This window comes from Mycobacterium sp. 48b (assembly GCF_048282725.1).
Classification (GTDB): domain Bacteria; phylum Actinomycetota; class Actinomycetes; order Mycobacteriales; family Mycobacteriaceae; genus Mycobacterium.
This window is the reverse complement of sequence record NZ_JBLVUL010000001.1, coordinates 2,277,071-2,297,475: the sequence shown is the minus strand read 5'-3', so window position 1 is coordinate 2,297,475 and position 20,405 is coordinate 2,277,071. Positions and strand designations below refer to the sequence as shown.

Annotated in this window: 20 protein-coding genes and 1 pseudogene; 7 read left to right on the top strand and 14 right to left on the bottom strand. The window is 67.1% G+C overall.

Annotated features, from left to right (window positions below):
• Nucleotides 1–20: 20 nt before the first annotated feature.
• Complete coding sequence (gene coaA, locus ACNQR1_RS11220) at nucleotides 21–959, top strand: type I pantothenate kinase (protein ID WP_418046095.1); 939 nt, start codon at nucleotides 21–23, stop codon at nucleotides 957–959.
• Here the strand turns inward: coaA and ACNQR1_RS11215 are convergent.
• From ACNQR1_RS11215 to ACNQR1_RS11195, 5 genes are all read right to left on the bottom strand, one after another.
• Nucleotides 956–2,365: a potassium transporter gene (locus ACNQR1_RS11215; protein ID WP_418046093.1), complete on the bottom strand. Its 1,410-nt coding sequence runs from the start codon at nucleotides 2,363–2,365 to the stop codon at nucleotides 956–958. The two genes, coaA and ACNQR1_RS11215, sit on opposite strands and share 4 nt — an antisense overlap.
• Before the next feature lie 230 nt (nucleotides 2,366–2,595).
• Nucleotides 2,596–3,009 (bottom strand): hypothetical protein, encoded by a 414-nt coding sequence (locus ACNQR1_RS11210; protein ID WP_418046091.1) that lies wholly within the window; start codon nucleotides 3,007–3,009, stop codon nucleotides 2,596–2,598.
• Between the two features lie 118 nt (nucleotides 3,010–3,127).
• Entirely contained in the window at nucleotides 3,128–3,553 is a 426-nt protein-coding gene (locus ACNQR1_RS11205) for a hypothetical protein (protein ID WP_418046089.1), read from the bottom strand.
• 133 nt (nucleotides 3,554–3,686) lie between these two features.
• Nucleotides 3,687–5,060: a hypothetical protein gene (locus tag ACNQR1_RS11200; protein ID WP_418046087.1), complete on the bottom strand. Its 1,374-nt coding sequence runs from the start codon at nucleotides 5,058–5,060 to the stop codon at nucleotides 3,687–3,689.
• Between the two features lie 15 nt (nucleotides 5,061–5,075).
• Complete coding sequence (locus ACNQR1_RS11195) at nucleotides 5,076–5,867, bottom strand: (2Z,6E)-farnesyl diphosphate synthase (protein ID WP_418046085.1); 792 nt, start codon at nucleotides 5,865–5,867, stop codon at nucleotides 5,076–5,078.
• Between the two features lie 56 nt (nucleotides 5,868–5,923).
• On the opposite strand from ACNQR1_RS11195, the gene trhA reads away from it, so the two are divergent.
• Complete coding sequence (gene trhA, locus ACNQR1_RS11190) at nucleotides 5,924–6,667, top strand: PAQR family membrane homeostasis protein TrhA (protein ID WP_418046083.1); 744 nt, start codon at nucleotides 5,924–5,926, stop codon at nucleotides 6,665–6,667.
• Nucleotides 6,668–6,714: 47 nt separating this feature from the next.
• On the opposite strand, the gene ACNQR1_RS11185 is transcribed toward trhA, so the two are convergent.
• From ACNQR1_RS11185 to mca, 4 genes are read right to left on the bottom strand one after another with little or no spacing between them, the layout of a single operon-like run.
• A complete protein-coding gene (locus tag ACNQR1_RS11185; protein ID WP_418046081.1) occupies nucleotides 6,715–7,089 on the bottom strand; it encodes a nuclear transport factor 2 family protein in 375 nt (124 codons plus the stop codon).
• 10 nt (nucleotides 7,090–7,099) lie between these two features.
• Nucleotides 7,100–9,109 (bottom strand): thioredoxin domain-containing protein, encoded by a 2,010-nt coding sequence (locus ACNQR1_RS11180; protein ID WP_418046079.1) that lies wholly within the window; start codon nucleotides 9,107–9,109, stop codon nucleotides 7,100–7,102.
• Nucleotides 9,090–9,401, bottom strand: a complete 312-nt coding sequence (locus ACNQR1_RS11175; RefSeq protein ID WP_418046077.1) for a hypothetical protein — start codon at nucleotides 9,399–9,401, stop codon at nucleotides 9,090–9,092. The genes ACNQR1_RS11180 and ACNQR1_RS11175 overlap by 20 nt, the downstream gene beginning before the upstream one ends.
• Nucleotides 9,398–10,264 carry a mycothiol conjugate amidase Mca gene (mca, locus tag ACNQR1_RS11170; RefSeq protein ID WP_418046075.1) on the bottom strand — a complete coding sequence of 289 codons (867 nt, stop codon included), beginning with the start codon at nucleotides 10,262–10,264 and terminating at the stop codon, nucleotides 9,398–9,400. The genes ACNQR1_RS11175 and mca overlap by 4 nt, the downstream gene beginning before the upstream one ends.
• Nucleotides 10,265–10,375: 111 nt before the next feature.
• Between mca and ACNQR1_RS11165 the strand changes: the two genes are divergently transcribed.
• The 3 genes from ACNQR1_RS11165 (at nucleotide 10,376) to ACNQR1_RS11155 (ending at nucleotide 12,240) form a co-directional block, all read left to right on the top strand.
• Nucleotides 10,376–10,798: a DUF4307 domain-containing protein gene (locus ACNQR1_RS11165; protein WP_418046073.1), complete on the top strand. Its 423-nt coding sequence runs from the start codon at nucleotides 10,376–10,378 to the stop codon at nucleotides 10,796–10,798.
• Between the two features lie 239 nt (nucleotides 10,799–11,037).
• Entirely contained in the window at nucleotides 11,038–11,532 is a 495-nt protein-coding gene (gene greA / locus ACNQR1_RS11160; RefSeq protein WP_090427833.1) for a transcription elongation factor GreA, read from the top strand.
• Between the two features lie 36 nt (nucleotides 11,533–11,568).
• Nucleotides 11,569–12,240, top strand: coding sequence for a GOLPH3/VPS74 family protein (locus ACNQR1_RS11155; RefSeq protein WP_418046071.1), 672 nt, complete (start codon nucleotides 11,569–11,571; stop codon nucleotides 12,238–12,240).
• A gap of 13 nt (nucleotides 12,241–12,253) precedes the next feature.
• On the opposite strand, the gene ACNQR1_RS11150 is transcribed toward ACNQR1_RS11155, so the two are convergent.
• The 5 genes and pseudogenes from ACNQR1_RS11150 to ACNQR1_RS11130 all read right to left on the bottom strand — a co-directional run bounded on the left by ACNQR1_RS11150 (nucleotide 12,254) and on the right by ACNQR1_RS11130 (nucleotide 17,971).
• Nucleotides 12,254–13,408: a cystathionine gamma-synthase gene (locus ACNQR1_RS11150; RefSeq protein WP_418046069.1), complete on the bottom strand. Its 1,155-nt coding sequence runs from the start codon at nucleotides 13,406–13,408 to the stop codon at nucleotides 12,254–12,256.
• 74 nt (nucleotides 13,409–13,482) lie between these two features.
• Nucleotides 13,483–14,019 (bottom strand): TM2 domain-containing protein, encoded by a 537-nt coding sequence (locus ACNQR1_RS11145; RefSeq protein ID WP_418046067.1) that lies wholly within the window; start codon nucleotides 14,017–14,019, stop codon nucleotides 13,483–13,485.
• A gap of 1,060 nt (nucleotides 14,020–15,079) precedes the next feature.
• Nucleotides 15,080–15,241: pseudogene (locus tag ACNQR1_RS11140) on the bottom strand (hypothetical protein); the annotation flags it as partial.
• Between the two features lie 268 nt (nucleotides 15,242–15,509).
• Nucleotides 15,510–16,904, bottom strand: a complete 1,395-nt coding sequence (locus tag ACNQR1_RS11135) for a cystathionine beta-synthase (RefSeq protein ID WP_418046065.1) — start codon at nucleotides 16,902–16,904, stop codon at nucleotides 15,510–15,512.
• A gap of 29 nt (nucleotides 16,905–16,933) precedes the next feature.
• Nucleotides 16,934–17,971: an alpha/beta hydrolase gene (locus tag ACNQR1_RS11130; protein WP_418046063.1), complete on the bottom strand. Its 1,038-nt coding sequence runs from the start codon at nucleotides 17,969–17,971 to the stop codon at nucleotides 16,934–16,936.
• A gap of 192 nt (nucleotides 17,972–18,163) precedes the next feature.
• Between ACNQR1_RS11130 and ACNQR1_RS11125 the strand changes: the two genes are divergently transcribed.
• Together ACNQR1_RS11125 and ACNQR1_RS11120 are read left to right on the top strand one after the other, a co-directional pair.
• Nucleotides 18,164–19,111: an SGNH/GDSL hydrolase family protein gene (locus ACNQR1_RS11125; protein ID WP_418046061.1), complete on the top strand. Its 948-nt coding sequence runs from the start codon at nucleotides 18,164–18,166 to the stop codon at nucleotides 19,109–19,111.
• 43 nt (nucleotides 19,112–19,154) lie between these two features.
• Nucleotides 19,155–20,372, top strand: a complete 1,218-nt coding sequence (locus ACNQR1_RS11120; protein ID WP_418046059.1) for an acetyl-CoA C-acetyltransferase — start codon at nucleotides 19,155–19,157, stop codon at nucleotides 20,370–20,372.
• Nucleotides 20,373–20,405 lie beyond the last annotated feature (33 nt).

Here is a 20,405-nt window from a genome sequence, read left to right as displayed (position 1 = left end):
GTAGATGCAAGACTGACCGAATGCCGCGGCCGAGCGAGCCGAGCCCCTATGTGGAGTTCGACCGAAGTCAATGGCGTGCACTGCGCATGTCGACACCGCTGAAACTCACCGAGGACGAGCTGCTGCGCCTGCGGGGTATGGGCGAGAAACTCGACATCCTCGAGGTCGAAGAGGTCTATCTGCCCCTGGCCCGGTTGATCCACCTTCAGGTGGCCGCCCGCCAGCGTCTGTTCGCCGCGACGGCCGAATTCCTCGGTGAGCCGCAGCAGAATCCGGACCGGCCGGTCCCGTTCGTCATCGGCGTCGCGGGCAGCGTGGCGGTCGGGAAATCGACCACCGCCCGTGTGCTGCAGGCCCTGTTGGCCCGCTGGGGCCACCACCCCCGGGTCGACCTCGTGACCACCGACGGTTTTCTCTACCCCAACAAGGAGCTCCACCGCCGGAACCTCATGCACCGCAAGGGGTTCCCGGAGAGCTATGACCGCCGCGGCCTGATGCGGTTCGTCACCGCGGTGAAATCGGGTGCCGACGAAGTCTGTGCGCCGGTGTACTCACACCTGCTCTACGACATCGTGCCGGGTGAGAAGCAGGTGGTGCGGCATCCGGACATCCTGATCCTCGAAGGCCTCAACGTCCTGCAGACCGGGCCGGCGCTGATGGTCTCGGACCTGTTCGACTTCTCGGTCTACGTCGATGCGCGCATCGAAGACATCGAGCAGTGGTACATCTCCCGGTTCCTGACGATGCGCTCGACCGCGTTCGCCGACCCGGCCTCACACTTCCACCATTACTCGACGCTGACCGATGACCAGGCGGTGTTCGCCGCGCGCGACATCTGGCATTCGATCAACCGGCCCAACCTGATCGAGAACATCCTGCCGACCCGGCCGCGGGCCACCCTGGTGCTCCGCAAGGACGGCGACCATTCGATCAACCGGCTGCGACTGCGCAAGCTCTAGCCCGCCCCGGCCTGCGCCGCGACCAGCGGACCGCACCGCACGTCGAAGCGCTCCCGCACGGTGTCCAGGGTGCGACGCAGATGCTCGCGGTCGCGGTGATGGGTCGCCATGAAACGCGCGGTGGCGGACAGCTGGCGCGGCATCGGATACCAGCGGTTGAAGTCCAGGCCGCACTCACGGAACACCCTGACCGGCACCGCATCCGAGATGAGGCTCAGGTTGTACTGAGCCAGGGTGAACATCGCGTACAGCATCGCCTTCTTGGACTTCAGCGCCAGGTCCTGCAGGTCGAGTTCGTAGAGCGGGACCGTGTTCAACTTGCCCAGGAACATCAGGTGCGTCACGAAATAGGCCGCGAACGACGTCAGATGCATGGTGGCCGAACGCAATTGAACCGACAAGATGGAGCCGTCACCGGAAAGGTACGGCTCGTAGGGATGCTCGTCCTTGATGAGATACCCGGTGCAGTTCACGATCCAACTGCCCGGCGAGACGGTTTTCCTTGCCCCGCTCCGCAACAACAGATCGGCGGAACCGTTGCTGTCGACGACGTCGACCAGGTGGTCCATCACCACGTCGTTCAGACCCGCGACGATGGCGGCGTTCTCCGCCTCCGACAGGACACCTGCCATGAAATGAGCGGCCTGCGGCGTCGGCGAGGTGCCGTAGGACGACCGGTACCACCGGGCGACTTCGTCCTCGTTCGTGCCGTCGAAGAGCCGCGTCAGATCGATGGACATCCTGGTCAACGAGATCCCGCCCGACCAGCGCCGGGCACCGGTGGGGAACAACTGATCCCGGCTCGAGAAGAACGTCCCCGAGCCCGCCACCATGTTCACCTCGCGCCCCGGATTCGACGTGATCAACGCGTGCGCGGTGTCCATGGCGGTCTTGCCGCTGCCGATCACCCACACCGGGGTGTCACTGTCGTTTATCGCCCCTGAGCGAACATCACACGTATCGGGCGACACCGACTGCACCCGGTCACTGGACAGCTCGAGGGCGTCGTTGGGCGTCACTCGCACGCCGTAGGCCTTGATCAGTCGACCGGCCCGGATGGTGTGCGGCTGCCCGTTCCCGTCGCGGCAGGTGACCTGCACGGCACCGTCGACCGCGTCCGCGGACAGGAAATCCCAGCCATAGCGTTCTTCGACCCGTACCCGTCGCCTGATCTGCTGCAGGCAATAGCTGAAGTGATCGAGCACCTCGGGTTTGGTGGCCAGATAGGAGGGCTCACGACCGAGGGTCCACTTGATGTTGCCTGCGGTGAACATGGGGTGGGGCTGGTGCAGTCGCACATACGGATACGTGTCCACCCACATACCGCCGACCCGGGGACGACGGTCGATCAGGATGATCTTCTGATCGGGTCTGAGGTATGTGCTGGCCACGAACAGCGCGTTCATGCCGCACAGGCCGGCACCGACAATGCAAACATCGCAATCTTCTGGCATCGCAAATCTCCGATATCGCCGTGTGAGCCCAGTCTGGGCCCGAACGGTCGCCACGCCATGAGTAGTGCGCTACCCGAATCGGTGAATGATCTGGTGCGCAGTGCAGTCCCCACTCGGAATCATCGGCCACACACGACAGCGCCCAGAGCCTCGAAGGCCCTGGGCGCTGTGCCGACGGCAGATCAGGCCGCGATCCGTTTGACCCCGACATACTGCAGTTCGGCCATCGCCAGCGTGTAGATGCCGGCGCCGATGACGAAGACCACGCCCGCCGTGGTCAGGGTCATGGTGAAGACCGCGGCCAGCGCGATCACCGTGCAGGCGGCGTTGGCGATCACGGTGCCGATCCCTGCGGGGCGCACCCGCTCGATCCCGGCCAGCGCGAACACCAGGATGCCGTAGACGACCGAGAAGATGCCGACGCCGTACTCGACGGATTTCGGCAGGCCAGTCAGATCGGCGAACCATCCGGCCGCGGCCAGCAGTGCGATCCCGCTGATTCCGACCAGGACTGCGTCGAGGCGCATGGCCAGGCGCAGCAGTGAGTCGGTCGACTTCCTGGTGCCCGCGGCTCCGGTGGCGGTGATGGCGGTCATGATTCTCCTTCTCCTGATGGGATTTCTTGTCGTGCATTGACGTCGTGCGATGGAGCACGGTGCGGGGATACTCGCCGTAACCTCTTCCGGCGGCACCCCGCACCGGCTCGGGAAGGAGTCACGCCAGACGGCGCACTCCGCGGTATTGCAGCCAGGCCAATACGACGGTGGCGCTGACGAATCCGAGTACCAACTCGACGCCGGCCCCGGTCAACGGCAACCAGCCTGTCACGATGGCTACGACCGTCGTGACCGCGAAGGCCACGTTGCCTGCGAGGACGACGATGCCCACCCGCCGGACGTGCGAGACCGCGGCCAGGACGTACAGCAGGGCGCCGTAGCCGACCAGAGCAGCGCCGACGAACCACCCGGCGGTGGCGGACACGCCCGCGATCCGGGCCAGCTGATCGGCGGCCATGGCCACCAGCAGTCCGACGCCGGCACACACGGTGGCATCGGCGCGCAGGGCGAACCGCAGCAGGGAATCTTCCGTGGCCGCTCCGGCGGTGGGCTCGGCCAGTGGTTGGTGGAGGGTGGCGGTCATGTCGGGCTCCTCGGCGATGAGGTGTCGATGGGTGGAACACCTCCGACCCTGCCCATGAGGTGCTGCCAGATCGACGCCAAACACTGCCAAGGACTGCCAAGCGCAGGTCAGCGGGATTTCTTGCGGCGCGAACCTAGCGGCCGGCCGAGCCGACCACCGGTGCCAGGTCGCCGCGCAGGTCCGCCGCGATCACCCGCGCCGCGGCGTTCTGCCAGTTGTGCAGCGAGCGTTGCGGCACCTCGGTGACGAACCACTGCCAGGCCTGCCGGGCGACCGGATCCAACCCGGCGGCGGTGGCGTTCTGCGCGTAGGCGCGGACCCCGACGACGTAGGGGAAGTACAGCGAGTTGTAGTGGCGCCACTGCTCGGTGGTGCCGAAGTCGCCGCTGTCGCGGGGCTTGAGTGCGGTGATGCGGTCGGCGAGCAGCGCCTTGAGTTCGTTCGCTCGTTCCAGCGGCTGATCCGGCGCCCCGCGCTCCGCCAGCCGGGCGTCGATGGCGGGCAGCGCGGTCAGCGGACTGGCCACCAGTTTGGACAGGTCGCCGTAGTGTCCGAGGGCGCGGCGGGTGAGGCGCGTGAAGGCGTCGTCGTCGATGCCGCCCAGCGGGTGATCCGATCGCAGCGGCAGCGCGGCCTCGGTCTGGCGCAGTGCCTCACGGTCGGCGCGCAGATCCGGGGACCGGGAGAAGGCCAACCGGTCGAACACCCCGGCCAGCGGATCGGCCAGCACCTCCACGGCGACCGCGACCGCCAGGCTGGTGAACAACAGGATCGTCATCACGGTGCGGCCGGTCCCGGCGTCGAGCACGGTCATGCCGATCAAGGCCTGCGCGGCGAAGGGAACCGCGATCACCAGCGTGCCGATGATCGAGCGACGCATGTCCGCGCGCAGCGCCTGCCCCTCGTCGAACGCGTCCCAGATCGCGACCGCGACACCGAGCAGTGCGACGTCGAATCCGGTGGAGGCCAGCGCCAGCCAACTGGGAACCAGTCCGAGCGGGATCACCAGGATCGCGTTGCCCAGCGCGAAGAACAGCGTGGCGACGATGATGAAGCCCACCACCGAACCGGGTTTGGCGCCGCCGACCACCGCCTTGATCATGGCGCCGAGCGAGGACAGCGAGATCACCGCGAACATCACCCAGTGACCGGCCCGCAGCGGACCGTCGACGCTGCCCGCGAGTCCCGCGCCGGCAAGGGCCAGAACCGCGACGGCGAAGATCGCGGCGATCTCGCCGGCACGCGACCGGAAGGTGTCGGCCGGCCGGGCGAGTTCGACCATGACCGCGAACCAGGCGATACCCGGCAGCGCCACCAGATAGATCTCGACGCGGCTGAGCACTTCCGAACCGGTGACCAGCCGGACCGCGTCGAGCGCGACGACGACCGCGAAACTGGTCAGCCCGATCGCCGCGAGGACCAGGACGGGCTTACGCGGGTCCCGCGCGAGCAGGTAGAGACCCAGCCACCAACTGAGGGTGAAGACCACTGCCGACAGCGCAGCCATAGGTTCAGTTTGGCACTACTTGCCGAATCTGCGGTGCCGGGCCGTGTAATCGCGCAGTGCGCGCAGGAAGTCGACGCGACGGAACGCGGGCCAGTGCGCCTCGGTGAACCACATCTCCGAATATGCGCTCTGCCACAACAGGAATCCGCTGAGTCGTTGCTCGCCGGAGGTGCGGATGACGAGATCGGGGTCGGGTTGGCCTGAGGTGTAGAGGTTCTCGGAGATGCCCTCGACCGAGACGGCGTCGACGAGTTGCTCGGCCGTCGCCCCGTTGGCCAGTTCCTTCGACAACAGGGAGCGCACGGCGTCGACGATCTCCTGACGGCCGCCGTAGGCGACGGCGACGTTCACATGGAACTTCCCGCCCCTGCCGTTCGTGGATTCCACCGCGTCACGCAACCGCCGGGCCGTCTCCTCCCCCAACAATCCCAGGTCACCGACGGTGCGCACACTCCACGTGTTCGACGGGGCGCAGATCTCCTCGACCACGTCGGTGATGATCTCGATCAGTGCGGCGAGCTCTTCGGGATCGCGTTGCAGGTTCTCGGTGGAGAGCAGATAGACCGTGGTCATCTCGATACCTGCGGCCTGACACCAGCGCAGCATCTCGGCGATCTTGGCCGCACCCATCCGGTAGCCGATGCTGACATCGTCGTAACCCGCATCACGCGCCCAACGGCGGTTTCCGTCGCACAACACCGCGATGTGGCGGGGCAGTTCGGATATGGACTCCCGCAACTCCTGACGCAACCGCATCTCGTAGAGCCGATAGGCCGGTTCCTTGAGCCGCGGGGGAATGATGTCCACGAGAACCCAGACTACTGTGAGCTTCGGGGTACACCACGGTTCTCAATGGAGGTGACATGACTGCGCCGACGGGTAGCACCAAGCCCTACCGCTCAGCGGCCGCGCTGAGCCGGCCCGCGGAAGATCTGCCCGAAGCCGTCGCCGAAGGCGTCGCCCAGTTCCTGGGCAAGCCGCGCGCACGGGGCTGGATCCACGTGTATTCGGCGGTGGTCGCGTTCATCGCCGGCGCGGCACTGGTGTCGGTGTCGTGGTCGGCCGAATCCACCCGGGCCGGGCTGGCCACGCTGCTCTACACCTTCACGATCGTGGCGATGTTCACCGTCAGCGGCACCTATCACCGGGTGAACTGGAAATCCGAAGGCGCCCGCAAGTGGATGAAGCGCCTCGATCACTCGATGATCTTCATCTTCATCGCCGGCAGCTACACCCCGTTCGCACTGCTCGCCCTGCCCGAATCCAAAGGCATGGTGCTGTTCTGGATCGTCTGGGGTGGGGCGATCGCGGGTGTGCTGCTCAAGATGTTCTGGCCGTCAGCGCCACGCTGGCTCGGCGTCCCTCTCTACATCCTGTTGGGCTGGGTCGCGGCCTGGTTCATCGGACCGATCATGCACGGGGCCGGGGTGGCCGCGGTGGTGCTGCTGATCGTCGGCGGTGCGCTCTACAGCATCGGCGGCGTGCTCTACGCGCTCAAATGGCCCAACCCCTGGCCGACCACGTTCGGTCATCACGAGTTCTTCCACGCCTGCACGGCGGTGGCGGCGATCTGCCACTACATCGCCATGTGGTTCGCGGTCTTCTGACGCGAAAGCCCCGCATCGCCGAAGCGATGCGGGGCTTTCGCACGTGTCTACAGCTGGGTGATGTCAGCGGCCGTCCAGTAGGCCTTCATCGCGGTGATCTTGCCCTCGGCGTCGAACGTCATGACCTCCATGGGCTCGATGCGCATGGCCCCGCCGACGACGATCGCGAACAGGAAGGCCGCCTCGTGTCCGCCGGGACGGAACTTGAGCAGCTCGGTCGTGATCTCGGCGCCCGCAGCGGTCAGATTCTTGTAGAAGCCCTCGATCGCCTGGCGCCCGATGTGCACCTCGCCGCTGCCCACCGGATCCTCCAGCGTCGCGTCGTCGGCGTACAGCGCGGCAACCTCGGCCGCGGACCCACCTGCAACGGTGTCGAGATAGCGCTTGACGAAGGACTCCAGGGCGGCGGCATCGTGGCTCATGGCCGCGAGGCTACACGGCACCACTTCCGCCGTCTGCCGGTTCACCACCCAGCGAGACAGCCAGATCCGCGGCCGTGGTGACGGGCAGGTCGCACACCGTGCCGCGACAGACATACGCGGCGTCGGCGCCGTCCACGCGATCGCGCCCGGTGAGCAGTTCCGAGGAGTCGACCTCACCGCCGACCACCAACGCCCCACCCGGCGCCAGCAGGCGCGCGGCGGCCAGCAGCGGCGACGACGGATCGCCCGCGACTGCGATCTGGATCGGGCCGCGGACCTGCGCCTCGGCGACCGCGAGCCAGTGTCCCCCGGACCGGGCCGCGCGCGCGAGGATCGGCGTGGCCGACGACAACGTCGCCTGTGCCGCATCCACGTAGCGCGAAGACCCCGTCAGGTACCCCGCGACCTGCAACGCCTCGGCGATCAGGGAGGCGCCCGACGGCGTCGCACCGTCGATCGGATCGGCGGGACGCACCATGAGTTGCTCGGCGTCATCGGCGGTGTCGAACCAGCGCCCGGGCTGATCCGGGTCGGCAAAATGTTCGAGCGCGAGATCCACCAGGCCAACCGCCTCGGGCAATCCGAATCCGGTGAGCTGGTACAGCGTCAGCAATGCGGTGGCCAGCGCCGCGTGATCCTCCAGGATCGCTGCGCTCTCCCCGACCCGGCCCCCCAGACTGGCGCGGCGCAAACGGCCGTCCACCATGTGCAGATCCAGCAGCCGGCGCGCGCATTCGAGTGCGGCGGAAAGGAATTCGGGCCGCTCGAGCGCGACCGACGCTTCGGCCAGCGCGGTGATGGCCAGGCCGTTCCACGCGGTCACCACCTTGTCGTCGCGTGCGGGCTGGGGTCGCAGCGCCCGAGCCGCCGACAACGCCGCACGCACCGATTCGAAGCGGGCCTCGTCATCGGGATCGCGGTGCAGTTGCAGCACCGAGGCACCGTGCTCGAAGGTGCCGACTTTCGTCACCTCGAAAAGTGAAGCCGCCCAGGCTCCGTCGTCATCGCCCAGTACCGAGCGCAGTTCGGCCGGCGTCCACACGTAGGTCAGGCCTTCACGCCCGCCCGCGTCGGCATCCAGCGACGAGGTGAACATTCCGTCGGCACCCAGGTCCGACACGATGAACGCCGCGGTCTCCCCGGTCACCCTGTGCGCCAACGGGTCCCCGGTACGACGCGCCAGGTGCGCGTACGCCCGCAGCAACAGCGCGTTGTCGTACAGCATCTTCTCGAAGTGCGGTACCACCCAGTGCGGGTCGACGCTGTAGCGGGCGAATCCACCGGCCAGCTGGTCGTAGATGCCGCCGCGGGCCATCGCCGAACACGTGCGCCGCACGGCCGTCAGCGCCGGGGTGGATCCGGTGCGTTCATGGTGGCGCAGCAGCCCTTCCAACAACGCCGAGGGCGGGAACTTGGGCGCGCCGCCGAACCCTCCGTAGGTCTCGTCCTCGTCGTGCAGGACCGCGGCCACTGCGTGGTCGCACAGTTCCGGCCCCACCGGCGCCCCACCGCCGGGCAGCCCGGCAGACATCGAACGCAGTTCGGTGGCGATCTGGTCCGAGGCCCGCTCGACCTCGTCGCGCCGGTCCCGCCAGGTTTCGGCGACCGCGTCCAGCAGTTGCAGGAACCCCAGTTTCGGGTAGTACGTGCCGCAGAAGAACGGCCGGCCGTCGGGGGTCAGGAAGCAGGTCATCGGCCAGCCGCCCTGACCGGTCAACGCGACGGTGGCGTTCATGTACACCGCGTCCAGGTCGGGACGTTCCTCACGGTCGACCTTGATGCAGACGAATCCGTCGTTGAGCACAGCCGCGACCTCGGCGTCCTCGAACGACTCGTGCGCCATGACATGGCACCAGTGGCACGCCGCGTAGCCGATGGACAGCAGGATGGGGACGTCCCTTGAGGCGGCCTCAGCGAGCGCCTCGGGCGTCCATTCTCGCCAGTGCACCGGATTGTCGGCGTGCTGGCGAAGGTACGGGCTGGTGGACCCGCCGAGCGCGTTACCCGCCACCCTGCTCACGTGACTGACCCTTGCGGTCGTCGGGAGTGCTGTTCACCGCGCCGTCGGCGTCGTCGACCGTGCCGTCGGCGGTACCTTCGTCGGCCGCCTGATCGGGCTCGGGGTGTTCCCGGTCGAAGGACTCGGGCAGCTTGCGCAGGTGCCGGTTCATCGACCAGACCAGCGCGAAGGTTCCGATCAGCAGCGCCACCGTGATGAGCAGGCCGAGCGGGGTCGCCTTACCGAACTCCGGTCCGGTGTTTCGCGGCTCCTCGGCGAGCAGTGTGACCACTGCGGTGAAAGTGTCGATCATTTCTCAATCCCGGTGAACAGGTCGTCTTCCGGCAGGTTCACCGGCACGCGCGACCGCGCCAACTCGAACTCCTCCGTCGGCCAGAGCCGCTGCTGCCACTCGATCGGCGCATGGAAGAAATCGCCTTTCGGGTCGATCTGGGTCGCGTGTGCGCGCAGCGCATCGTCACGCTGGCTGAAGTACTCCGAGCATTCAACACGGGTGGTGACCCGCTTGGCGAATATGTCGTGATCGGGGTCCCAGTGCTCAAGCCATTTGGCGAAGGGGCCCGTCCGACCGTTCTTGGCGAACTCGTCCTGCAGCAGTTGCATGCGCTGGCGCAGGAAGCCGTGGTTGTAATACAGCTTCGACACGCTCCACGGCGTCCCGGCCTCGGGGTACAGCCGGTAGTCCGCGGCCGCCTCGTAGGCCGCCACCGACACCTCGTGGCAGCGGATGTGGTCGGGGTGTGGGTAGCCACCGTTCTCGTCGTAGGTGGTCAGCACATGCGGCTGGAACTCCCGGATGACCTGGACCAGGCGGCTGACCGGCTCGGCGAGGGGCACGCACGCGAAGCAGCCGTCGGGCAGCGGAGGCAGCGGATCGCCCTCGGGCAGACCCGAGTCGACGAATCCCAGCCAGTGATGCTCGACGCCGAGGATCTCGGCCGCCTTGGCCATCTCGTCGCGGCGCACCTCACTGATCCGGCCGTGGACCTCGGGAAGATCCATCGCCGGATTGAGAATGTCGCCGCGCTCGCCACCGGTGAGCGTCACGACCATGACGCGCACACCTTCGGCCGCATAGCGCGCGGTGGTTGCCGCACCCTTGCTGGACTCGTCGTCCGGGTGGGCATGCACCGCCATCAACCGCAGTTCACTCATTTCGCTTTCATCTAACTACGGCGTCCTCTTACCTAATCCCTGTACCCAAGTCCTCGGCCCGATCCCTGGGCTTCGGTGACATATTTGCCTGGCCCTATAGTTCCAGTTCTGATGATCGAACGCCCCGCCGCCCGCTACGGATCCCGCCAAATGTCGCGCCGGACCCGGCGGTGGATCACGTTCGCACTGGTCGGGCTCGTGCTGGTGGCAGGTGTGATCCTCGCGGTCGTGGCCTTCCAGCGGCTGGGCACGGGCGAGGTGAAAGGCGAGCTCTCGGCCTACGAACTGGTCGACAACCAGACAGTGTCGGTGACCATCGGCGTGACCCGCCCCGACCCGTCCAAGCCCGTGGTGTGCATCGTCCGGGCCCGCTCGATCGACGGCAGCGAGACCGGGCGCCGCGAGATTCTGGTCGGTCCGTCCGACCAGACGGTTGTGCAGGTGACGACGGAAGTGAAATCCAGCCGACCCCCCGTGATCGGCGATGTCTACGGTTGCGGGACGGATGTGCCGTCCTACCTGGTAGCGCCCTGATTTTGACGTCCGCAACCCTGGTCGGACAGCGATTAAATGAAGATTCGTTGGCCGCGCGGTGGTACGATTGTGCGATACACGGTTCCTCGCTGGGGCCGTGTATTGCTGCATTAGCACTCAGTTAGATGCTGACGCCCGCGGCAATACACGCAGCCTGTCCCCGGCCGGAAACGACGAACTTCGTACGCGAGGACGGCGCAAGAGCGCCGCAAGAGCAGGACAGACAGGAGCGCGAGAACATGACCGACACACAGGTCACCTGGCTCACTCAGGAAGCATTCGACCGGTTGAAGGCGGAGCTGGATCAGCTGATCGCCAACCGGCCGGTGATCGCCGCCGAGATCAACGACCGTCGCGAAGAGGGCGACCTGCGCGAGAACGGTGGCTATCACGCCGCCCGCGAGGAGCAGGGCCAGCAGGAGGCCCGCATCCGCCAGCTGCAGGAGCTGCTCAACAACGCCAAGGTCGGTGAGGCACCCAAGCAGTCCGGTGTCGCGCTGCCCGGTTCGGTCGTCAAGGTGTACTACGACGACGACAAGAGCGACACCGAGACGTTCCTGATCGCCACCCGCCAGGAGGGCATCAGCGACGGCAAGCTCGAGGTGTACTCCCCCAACTCACCGCTGGGCAGTGCGCTGATCGACGCCAAGGTCGGCGAGTCGCGCACCTACACCGTGCCCAACGGCAACACCGTCAAGGTCACCCTGGTCAGCGCCGAGCCCTACCACGCCTGACCGGACGGCCCGGGTCGAAGCACTACAGTCGGGGAAATGGCGCAAATCGCCGAAGACCTGTTCTTGCTGTTGCTGGACAACGCAGCCGCGCAGCCCGGGCTCGACCGTCACCGCAGGGAAAAGGTACTCAGCGCCGCAGTACTGCTGGATCTGGCGTATGCCTGCCGGATCCGTCCTGCCATGGCCGGCGAACCGATCGAGGCCGGTCGGCTGATCGCGCTGGCCGGCGACTGGCCCGTCGATCCGGTGGGTGACCCGGCCTTCGAACTACTCCAACGCCGGCCACTTGCGGCCGACACCGCGCTGTCGAAGTTGGGCAGGCACACCCAGCCCACCCTGGAACTGCATCTCGAACGTCTCGGCCAGATCCGCCGAGTCCGCATGCCCGGCAAGGGCTTTCCCGGCAGACCCGTCTACTGCTGGCCGCTGACCAACCGGGATCGGGTCAGCCAGACCCGTGCGGCCCTGCTGGCCGCGCTGTTCGACGGCCACAACCCGGTACCGGCGATCGCCGCGATCATCTGCCTGCTGCACGCGGTCGACGGCCTCGGCGCCGTCCTGAGCCTCAACGACCGGGGCTGGCGTTGGGTGCATGCCCGGTCCACCGAAATCGCCACGGGCATCTGGGTGGACGAGACCGCGTCGGCACTGCCGGAGATGAATCTGGCAGTGACGACGTCGGCGTTGCGTCCGGCCCTGATGGGCTAGACGCCACGGGCCCCTAGGACAGCGCCTGCTCCAGATCGGCCAGCAGGTCGGCGGCGTGCTCGATGCCCACCGACAGCCGGACCAGGTTGTCGGGCACCTCGAGCTGCGAACCCGCGGTCGAGGCGTGCGTCATGGCACCCGGGTACTCGATCAACGACTCCACCCCGCCGAGCGACTCGGCGAGGATGAAAAGCTCGGTACGCGAGCACAATTCACGTGCGGCACGAGGTCCGCCACGCAGCTGCAGGCTCACCATGCCGCCGAAGCCGGACATCTGGCGAGCCGCCACATCGTGGTTGGGATGGCTGACCAGACCGGGATAGAGCACGGTCTCCACCGCGGGGTGCCCGTCGAGGAATTCGGCTATCAGCGCGGCGTTTTCGCTGTGCTGACGCATCCGGAGCACCAGCGTCTTGAGTCCGCGCATGGTCAGGTAGGCATCGAACGGTCCCGGCACCGCGCCCGCGCCGTTCTGCAGGAACGCGAATGCCGAGTCGAGTTCCTCGTCGTTGGTCAGCAGCGCGCCGCCGACCACATCCGAATGTCCGCCGATGTACTTGGTGGTCGAGTGCAACACGATGTCGGCACCCAGCAGCAGCGGCTGCTGCAACGCTGGGGAGGCAAACGTGTTGTCCACCAACACCTTGACGCCCGAGGACGACGCGATCTGCACGATCGCGGCGATGTCGGCCACGCTCAGCAGCGGGTTGGTCGGGGTCTCCACCCAGATCATCCGGGTGCGTGGGGTCAACGCCGACCGCACCGCGTCCAGGTCGCTCAGCGGCACGGGGGTGTGGGTGACGCCCCACTGCGAGAACACCTTGTCGATGAGCCGGAACGTGCCGCCGTAGGCGTCGTCGGGGATCACCACATGGTCGCCGGGCCGCAACACCGCGCGCAGCGCACAGTCGGTGGCGGCCATGCCCGAGCTGAACGCACGCCCGTAGGCGGCTTCCTCGACCGCGGCCAACGCCGCTTCCAGGGCCTGTCGCGTCGGGTTGCCGGTGCGGGCGTACTCGAATCCGCCGCGCAGGCCGCCGACGCCGTCCTGGGCGAAGGTCGAACTAGCGTAGATCGGGGTGTTGACGGCTCCGGTACCCGGGTCGGGTCGGTAACCGGCGTGGATGGCTTTTGTGGCCAGACCGTGCCACCTGCGCTGTTCACTCATAACGCGTCGAGCCTATCGGGGTGGGCGCGAGCATGCCCGGCCCACCACCTCTGCGCGGTTGACACCACGACGATTCAGTTGCGCAGCTTCCGGCCGTACTGGTCGGGAATCGACCGGGTGAACATCATCACCGCATCCACCAGGGCCCAGATTCCGACGCCGAGGCAGATGAAGATTCCGACGATCAACCACGACGTGAGGATGCCGAGGAGAGTAAGCCCGAGCTGGATCGCGCCGATGTTGGTGGAACCGATGTAGAAGCGTCCGACGCCGAACCCGCCCAGGAAGAACTGCAGCAGGCCGGCAGTCATCGCCGACTTGTCGGACAGCGGCTCGCCGGTCAGCGGGTCGCGACCGTAAGGCGCCGACGGGTCGACCGGATAGGCACCGTAAGGCTGCGGCTGGCCCGGGTACCCGGGCGGCGGGCCCTGCGGCGGGTATCCGGCCGGCGGTCCCTGGGGCGGATACCCGCCGTACGACGGAACGCCTTGCGGCGGCACACCTTGCGGGGGCACACCCTGCGGGGGCATGCCCTGCGGGGGGACGCCCTGGGGTGGCATGCCCTGCGGGGGCATCCCGTACATATCTCCCGGCTGGTTTGGCATAGACATTGGGGGCCACGACTTTCTCGAATGCACCGAGCGGATGGGATCGGCAGGCTAGCTCACATGATGTCACGGACCACAACGCCCACGGCGCGGGCATTTCTGCCCGTACGCGCCGTGGGCGTCGAGTGTGGTTCTACTACTGGGACAGCGGTGCCACCGGGCCTCCGCTGAGCCGACGCCAGGCGTACACCTGGATCAGCAGGATCAGCGGCATCGCCACGATCAAGCCGAGCCCACACGGGATGGCACCGACGATTGCGATCGCCACCATCACGAGCACGGTGAGCAGCACCGTGCCGAAGTTGGGCTTCACCAGATTGAAACTGGCCTTGACCGCGTCGACGGCCTTGAGGTTGCGGTCCACCGCGGCCACCGTCGTGAACAGGAACAGGACTGCGATGGCCACCTCGGCGATGAACGCCAGCGGCAGGGTCACGAATCCGAGCGCCCCGATGAACATCGTCGGGACCTGCAGCACGAACAGGACCGCGAACGTGATCGCACCGACGATCACCGTCGCCAGGATCACGTTGGCGACGTTGCGCGGCTTGAAGAACGATCCGATCGTCACGGGCTGCCCGTTGGCGATGTCGAGCAGACCGGCGGTGTAGGCCGCGGCGATCCACCCGGTGAGGACCAGCATCACGATCGACCCGATGAACATCACGATCCCGCCGGCGACCCCGAGATCATTCGATGAAGCCGAGAAACTGAAGCCGTCGTCGTAAGACTCGTAGCTGCTGGTCGACTCGGGCGACACCGCAGCTGCCATCAGCGTGATGACAACCCAGACGGCAGCCGATGCCGCGCCGAACACCAGACCCGGCACGATGAGCTCGACCGGGTGCTTGAGGAACTTGTTCCAGGCCCACGAGAACGCGTCACCGATGTTGTATGGCGCGCCGCCGAATCCGGCGCCGGCGGACGGGTAGCCCGGAACCTGATTACCACCGGGCGGCGGGTAGCCGCCGGGGGGCGGGTATCCGGCGGGAGGCGGGTAACCACCGGGCGGCGGTGGGTAGCCACCACCCTGCGGCGGGGGCGGGGGCGGGTAACCGCTCTGTCCGGGCGGCGGCGGGTAGCCACCGGGAGGAGGCGGTGGGTAGCCACCACCACCGGGCGGAGGAGGTGGCGGGTAACCACCTTGCTGAGGTGGAGGCGGAGGCGGATATCCACCCTCTGGCGGCGGCGGGTAATTCCCGGGCGGGGGCGGTTGATCGGTCACGTCGAAAGCTCTCCTCATCTGCCGATAGCGCTCCGCGAACGGACGCTACTTTCTGCCAGCACCTAGATGTACAGACTGCTCCACAGGCAGATTACGCACCGTGATCCCCGTTTGACAGGTCAACACGAGCGCATTCGCCGGGCACAGCGGGACGGCCGTCGCCACGGGCGGTGATGGCTCTTGAGTTTGCCGGCCCTAGGCCAGCTCACCCTAGCTGAGAAGTTGCTGGAGACAAGGTATTCCACGCGGCACGAGCCACGCGACGTGTCTAGTGCCTGCCACCGCCATCGGACAGGAAGCCGAGCAGATCGTGGCGGGTGAGCACCCCGACGGGCTTGCCCTCCTCGACAACCATCACCGCGTCGCACTCACGCAGTGTCTTTGCCGCGGTGGAAACCAACTCCCCCGCGCCGATCAGCGGCAGCGGCGGGCTCATGTGCTCGGCGACGGCGTCGGCCAGCTTCGCGCGGCCCTCGAACACCGCGGACAACAATTCCCGCTCGGACACACTGCCCGCGACCTCGCCGGCCATCACCGGAGGCTCGGCGCCGACCACCGGCATCTGTGAGACGCCGTATTCGCGGAGGATGCCGATCGCGTCGCGCACCGTCTCCGAGGGGTGGGTGTGCACCAGGTCGGGCAGCGCCCCGGACTTGCCGCGCAGTACGTCCCCGACGGTCGACTGCTCGATCGAGCCGTCCAGCCGATTGCGCAGGAATCCGTAGGACGACATCCATGCGTCGTTGAAAATCTTTGAGAGATAACCACGTCCACCGTCGGGCAGCAGCACCACGACGACCGAGTCCGGGCCGGCCTTACGGGCCACCTCAAGTGCGGCCACCACCGCCATACCGCAGGATCCACCGACCAGCAGGGCCTCTTCGCGGGCCAGCCGCCTGGTCATGTCGAACGAATCGGCGTCGGAGACCGCGATGATCTCGTCGGGAACCGACGGGTCGTAGGCCGACGGCCAGAAGTCCTCGCCGACGCCCTCCACCAGATAGGGCCGGCCGGTCCCGCCGGAGTACACCGAGCCTTCGGGGTCGGCGCCGACGATCTTCACCTTCCCGTCCGACACCTCTTTGAGGTAGCGGCCGGTACCGGTGATGGTGCCGCCGGTACCGACGCCCGCCACGAAGTGCGTCACGGTGCCGTCGGTGTCGGCCCAGATCTCCGGGCCCGTCGTCTCGTAGTGGCTTTCCGGCCCCATCGGGTTGGAGTACTGATCGGGCTTCCAGGCGCCCTCGATCTCCTCGACGAGACGGTTGGAGACGCTGTAGTAGCTGTCCGGGTGGTCCGGCGGCACCGCCGTCGGGCACACCACGACCTCGGCACCGTAGGCGCGCAACACATTCTGCTTGTCCTCGCTGACCTTGTCGGGGCAGACGAAGATGCACTTGTAACCGCGCGTCTGGGCCACGAGCGCCAGGCCGACGCCGGTGTTGCCGGACGTCGGTTCGACGATGGTGCCGCCCGGCTTGAGCTCACCGCTGGCCTCGGCGGCGTCGATCATCTTGGCCGCGATGCGGTCCTTGGAGCTGCCGCCGGGGTTCAGGTACTCGATCTTGGCCAGGACCACGCCCGAGCCTTCGGGGACAACTGAGTTCAGCTGTACCAGCGGGGTGTTGCCGATGAGCTCACTGATGTGCCTGGCGATGCGCATACGTCAATGGTCTCAGGCCCGCTGAAAGCTCACCAGGTGGCCTCTCGAATGTATTCGCCGATCTGGCGCAACGAGCGCTTCGCCTCGGACACCAGGGGCGACGCGAGCTGGAAGACATGCATCTGACCGGGCCAGATCCGGAGTTCGACCGGAACGCCTGCGGCGGCCAGCATGTGCGCGGCCTTTCGCGCATCGCTGAGCAGAACCTCCGAACCCGACGCGTGGATCAGTGTGCGCGGCAGACCGGACTCGACGTGATCGAGCGGCTCGTAGACGTCCTCGCCCTTGCGCTTGGCCGCGGCCTCGATGAGCTCGACGAGGGCGTCGAAGGCCTTGGCCGGGAACATCGCGTCGGTGTGCATGTTCGGGTGGTTGGCCCGCGACTCGTTGTCGATCTCGAACAGCGGCGACATCGTGACCAACGCGGCGGGCATCTCGCCCTCGTCGATCAGGCGCTCGGCCAGTGCCAGCGACAGGTAGCCGCCCGCCGAGTCGCCGGCCAGCACGATCTGGTCCGGCTGGTAGCCGGTCAGCCGCAGCCACCGGTAGGCGTCGTAACAGTCGTCGATCGCGGTGCCCACCGAGTGCTTGGGAACCATCCGGTAATCCACCACGAGCACCGGGCTGTCGGCGTATCCGGAGAGAGCCGTGACGATCCCGGAGTGGGTGTTGGCCCCGCAGGCCAGGAAGGCACCGCCGTGCAGGTACAGGATGACGCTGCGTTTCCCGTCGGCGGGCAGTACCCCGTCGGCGCGCACGAGCTGCGCCTTGCAGTGCGGCAGCGCGATGGTGGCCTTGATGGTCCCGGGCACCGGCCGGATCAGCCGGGCGGCGAAGTTGACCAACCCGAACGGCCACGGCAGATGCGGTACGTGGCTACCAATTGCCAAGGTCGGCTTGATTGTCAGCATCGCCGCCAGCGAAACCAAACGGCCTGCCAAGCTCGGCCCGTCCTCGACCACCTCGACGGGTGCGCCGTCACTGACCGGAAACCTACGCCCGCGAGGGGCCCTAGCTGGGGTTATGCCAGCATGATGAGACCTGGATACCTTGCTCGGTGCAGTCATCGTCACCACTTCCTACGTCTTTGTAGTGCTCGGTGAGCTTCGTCACTCAGACAACCCGGGTAACTTAGCTTGACATCCGTAAACAGTTCAACAGTCAAATAAACTGAATTGATACCGGACTTGATACAGCACCGTGATCGCCACGCTGCGCCGCCACGCGGACAAGCTGTCTCATCCGCCTAAACTGATCTCGTGGGCACACCGCGCCGGTCGACCATCGCCCTCGCCGCTGCGGCGACGCTGGCTTCTACTGGATCGGCTTACATCGGAGCACGCAACCTGCTGAGCGGGCAGGCCGACAAGGCCCGCCAGGTCATCCCCAAGTCATGGGACATCCCGCCCCGCGCCGACGGCGTGTACCTCCCCGGCGGCGGGCCCGTCGAGAAATGGGAACGCGGGGTCCCCTTCGACCTGCATCTGATGATCTTCGGCGACTCCACGGCCACCGGATACGGCTGCCGGGTGCCCGACGAGGTGCCGGGAGTGTTGATCGCCCGCGGCGTGGCCGAGCAGTTCGACAAACGAATCCGCTTGAGCACCAAGGCGATTGTCGGCGCCACCTCCAAGGGGCTGTCCGGACAGATCGACGCCATGTTCGTCGCGGGCCCACCACCGGATGCCGCCGTGATCATGATCGGCGCCAACGACATCACCAAGCCCAACGGCATCGGGCCGTCGGCCCGCCGGGTCGGCGACGCGGTGCGCCGGCTACGCGCGGCAGGAGCTGTCGTCGTGGTCGGCACCTGCCCCGATTTCGGGGTGATCAGCGCGATCCCCCAGCCGCTGCGCGCGTTCGCCCGCCGTCAAGGCCTGCGGCTGGCCCGCGCCCAGGCCGCTGCGGTACGCGCCGCCGGCGGTGTTCCGGTGCCGTTCTCCGATCTGCTGGCTCCGGAGTTCTACAAGTCCCCTGAACTGCTGTTTTCCGAGGACATGTTCCATCCGTCAGCGGCCGGCTATGCACTGGCCGCCAAGCAGTTGCTGCCCGCGTTGTGCACGGTCCTGGGCGAATGGGACGGCGACGCGGCACTGGAATCCGGAGCCGCTGATAGCGGGTCACTGCTGACCCGCCTCGGCAGTGTCAGCAGGCTGTGGCGCCGCTCGACCGGGGTGCCCGCACCCATCGTGGTACCCGCGGGCTAGTTTCAACTGAGTTTTCTAAGCCATTCGATTAGCAGGAGTCGTCATGCCTGAAGCCGTCATCGTTGCCACAGCCCGCTCACCCATCGGCCGCGCCGTTAAGGGGTCGCTGGCCACCATGCGCCCCGACGACCTCGCCGCGCAGATGGTGAAGGCCGTTCTGGACAAGGTGCCCTCGCTCGATCCCCGGGACATCGACGACCTGATGATGGGCTGCGCCCAGCCCGCCGGTGAGGCCGGCTACAACATCGCCCGCGCGGTGGCCGTCGAGCTCGGCTACGACTTCCTGCCCGGCACCACCGTCAACCGGTACTGCTCGTCGTCGCTGCAGACCACCCGGATGGCCTTCCACGCCATCAAGGCCGGCGAGGGTGACGTGTTCATCTCCGCGGGTGTCGAGACCGTGTCGCGCTTCGGCGTCGGGGCCGCCGACGGCGCCCCCAACTCCAAGAACTCGCTGTTCGAAGAGGCCCAGGCTCGCACCGTCAAGCAGGCCGAGGACGACAGCAAATGGCATGACCCCCGCGAGGACGGCCTGATCCCGGACGTCTACATCGCCATGGGCCAGACCGCCGAGAACGTCGCCACCTACACCGGCATCAGCCGTGAGGACCAGGACCACTGGGGTCTGCGGTCGCAGAACCGCGCCGAGGAGGCCATCAAGAACGGCTTCTTCGAGCGCGAGATCGTCCCGGTGACGCTGCCCGACGGCACCGTCGTCTCGACCGACGACGGCCCCCGCGCCGGCACGTCCTACGACAAGATCAGCCAGCTCAAGCCGGTGTTCCGGCCCAACGGCACCATCACCGCGGGCAACGCGTGTCCGCTGAACGACGGCGCCGCCGCGGTCGTCATCATGAGCGACACCAAGGCCAAGGAACTGGGCCTGACCCCGCTGGCGCGCATCGTGTCCACCGGCGTGTCCGGCCTGTCGCCCGAGATCATGGGCCTTGGCCCGATCGAGGCCATCAAGAAGGCACTCGCCAAGGCAGGCAAGAAGATCTCCGACATCGATCTGGTGGAGATCAACGAGGCATTCGCCGTGCAGGTGCTCGGCTCGGCACGCGAGCTCGGCATCGACGAGGACAAGCTGAACGTCTCCGGCGGCGCGATCGCGCTGGGCCACCCGTTCGGCATGACCGGTGCCCGCATCACCGCCACGCTGCTGAACAACCTGTCCACCTACGACAAGACCTTCGGCATCGAATCCATGTGTGTCGGTGGCGGCCAGGGTATGGCGATGGTTGTGGAGCGCCTCTCCTAATTCGCTTTTCGCCGAGTCTGCGTACAGATCGCG